Source organism: uncultured Mycobacterium sp., assembly GCF_964249325.1.
Lineage (GTDB): Bacteria > Actinomycetota > Actinomycetes > Mycobacteriales > Mycobacteriaceae > Mycobacterium.
The window spans coordinates 1-2,171 of record NZ_CAXUCH010000052.1; the positions used below are offsets into that span (position 1 = coordinate 1).

Genomic DNA, 2,171 nt, shown 5'->3' on the forward strand with positions numbered 1-2,171 from the left:
GCACATCCTCACCATCAACGCCGCCATCATGCTCACCCTGAGTGCCGGTCAACACTTTCACCTTTTCGCCGGCATCTTTGACGCTGGACTTCGCCTGGTCGCTCTTACCCTCATCCCGAGTGCCCTTGTCACCAGTGACCTTGCCAACCGCCTCCTTGGCTTTACCGCCGATGTCTTGCGCCTTGTTCTTGGCCTTATCCGTACCGCTCATAACCGTCAGCTCCTGTTGCTTCCAATCGGCCGAATGTCGGCCTACCTCTTCTAAGGCTCTTGGGATACCTCGCCAGCCGATCGTCAAACGTAACCGTTGCGAAACTGCGACCGAAGTCAGCCGATGGGTGGTTCGCGGCTGCGGTGCGCAAGGCCGGCGTGCAGGAATCACCCCGCACGACCTACGGCACACCTGCGCGTCGCTGGCGGTGTCGGCCGGTGTCAATGTGCTGGCGCTACAACGGATGCTCGGGCACACCTCGGCGAAGGTTACGCTCGGCACCTACGCGGACCTATTCGACGACGACCTCGATGCGGTGGCGACCAGTTTGCATGCCCGGTACTCACGCAAAGTTATTCAAAAGTGTGCCCAAAATGTGCCCACGGAGCGGGCAGGGCGTTAGCAGCAAACGGAAAAAGCCATTTACCTGGGCAAATACCCTTGGAGCTTTGGCGGTGGCGGAGGGATTTGAACCCTCGGACGGGGGTTACCCGTCACACGCTTTCGAGGCGTGCTCCTTAGGCCGCTCGGACACACCACCGCCGAGCAGCTTACCGAACACGGAGCCAATCACCCCAATCGCTGTCGGGCAAAGAACGCTTCCAGCAGCGCCGCACATTCGTCGGCCAGCACGCCGCCCCGCACCTCCGGGCGATGGTTGAGCCGCCGATCCCGCACCACATCCCACAGCGAGCCAACCGCTCCGGTTTTGGGCTCCCATGCCCCGAACACCAGCCGCGCCACCCGTGCCATCACCAAGGCGCCAGCGCACATCGTGCACGGCTCGACAGTGACGGCCAGCGTGGTGCCCTCCAGCCGCCACCCGTCGCCGAGCACCGCGGCAGCCGCGCGCATAGCCAGGATTTCCGCGTGCGCGGTCGGATCACCAAGTGCCTCGCGGGCGTTGAAGGCGCAAGCGAGTTCTGTTCCGTCTGGGCCCACGATCACCGCACCGACCGGGACGTCACGCGGACCGGCGGTGGCGGCGACCGCAAGCGCGGTTCGGATCAAATCCTCGTCGGTGCTCACCGACCCAGACTTATGGCGGCGACCCGCTGCGCCCGGCTCCGCCGCGCTTGCGATCACCGACCCAGACGCTCCAGCACCGCCGACAGCTCGTCGGCGAACCCCATCTCCTGCGCGATGCGGGTCAACTGCTCGTCGGCGTACAAGTCGGTCTCGTCGAGGATGACGCCCAGCACCGCCTCCGGTAGGCCGATGTCGGAGAGCAATCCGAGATCGCCTTCCTCGAACGGCTCGGCGTCCTCGAGATCTTCGGGATCGATCTCGGCGTCCAGATTCTCCAGAACCTCGGCGGCAATGTCATAGTCCAGCGCCGCGGTGGCGTCCGACAACAGCAGCCGGGTGCCCGACGGCGCCGGCCGCACGATGACGAAGAATTCGTCGTCGACATCGATCAGCCCGAAAACAGCTCCTGCACTGCGCAATTCGCGCAGTTCGGTCTCAGCGGCAGTCAAACTGGTCAGCACTTTGGAACGCATGGCAGAACAGCGCCATTTGCCGTCCTCCCGAACAACGGCGACGCCGAAACCGTCCGGCGTGTCCGCGGACGGGCCTTGCGCGGAGGCCCGTTGTGCTCCCATGGGCGCATACGCTAGTCGCTGAGCAGGCCGGTTGACCAGCTAACGGCGGCACGTCCGACCGTCGGGCCCGGGGTCGGACCGCCAGCGAAAAAATGTGCCAACCTGGAACTGTGGCGAAGACACCGATGTGCGTGCTGGGGCTGGGATTGATCGGTGGTTCGCTGATGCGGGCAGCCACGGCGGCAGGCTACGAGGTGTTCGGCTACAACCGCTCGGTGGAGGGCGTGCAGGCGGCGCGATTCGACGGTTTCGACGCCACCATCGACATCAACGAAGCGCTCAAACGGGCTGCTGATGTCGACGCGCTGATCGTGCTCGCCGTTCCGATGCCGGCCTTGTCGAGCATGCTCTCGCAC

4 protein-coding genes, 1 tRNA gene and 1 pseudogene (1 of these 6 running past the window's edge) are annotated in these 2,171 nt (G+C 64.6%); 2 read left to right on the forward strand and 4 right to left on the reverse strand.

Annotated elements, in window-relative coordinates:
• The coding region (locus ACFE99_RS09300) for a CsbD family protein (RefSeq protein ID WP_375484533.1) at positions 1-211 on the reverse strand (211 nt) is incomplete at its 3' end.
• Positions 212-377: 166 nt separating this feature from the next.
• Here ACFE99_RS09300 and ACFE99_RS09305 point away from each other — a divergent pair.
• Positions 378-614 carry a tyrosine-type recombinase/integrase gene (locus ACFE99_RS09305; RefSeq protein ID WP_375484583.1) on the forward strand — a complete coding sequence of 79 codons (237 nt, stop codon included), beginning with the start codon at positions 378-380 and terminating at the stop codon, positions 612-614.
• Positions 615-661: 47 nt separating this feature from the next.
• Here the strand turns inward: ACFE99_RS09305 and ACFE99_RS09310 are convergent.
• From ACFE99_RS09310 to ACFE99_RS09320, 3 genes are all read right to left on the reverse strand, one after another.
• A tRNA-Ser gene (locus ACFE99_RS09310) sits at positions 662-752 on the reverse strand.
• A 29-nt stretch (positions 753-781) separates the two neighbouring features.
• Entirely contained in the window at positions 782-1,240 is a 459-nt protein-coding gene (locus ACFE99_RS09315) for a nucleoside deaminase (RefSeq protein WP_375484535.1), read from the reverse strand.
• A 53-nt stretch (positions 1,241-1,293) separates the two neighbouring features.
• Positions 1,294-1,815: a tRNA adenosine deaminase-associated protein gene (locus ACFE99_RS09320; RefSeq protein WP_375484537.1), complete on the reverse strand. Its 522-nt coding sequence runs from the start codon at positions 1,813-1,815 to the stop codon at positions 1,294-1,296.
• A gap of 125 nt (positions 1,816-1,940) precedes the next feature.
• On the opposite strand from ACFE99_RS09320, the pseudogene ACFE99_RS09325 reads away from it, so the two are divergent.
• A pseudogene (locus ACFE99_RS09325) lies at positions 1,941-2,171 on the forward strand (prephenate dehydrogenase) (it continues 709 nt past the right edge of the window).

Excerpts from the sequence above, each read along its gene's own strand:
- ACFE99_RS09320 (WP_375484537.1), bottom strand. The coding sequence starts at position 1,815 with ATGGGAGCACAACGGGCCTCCGCGCAAGGCCCGTCCGCGGACACGCCG.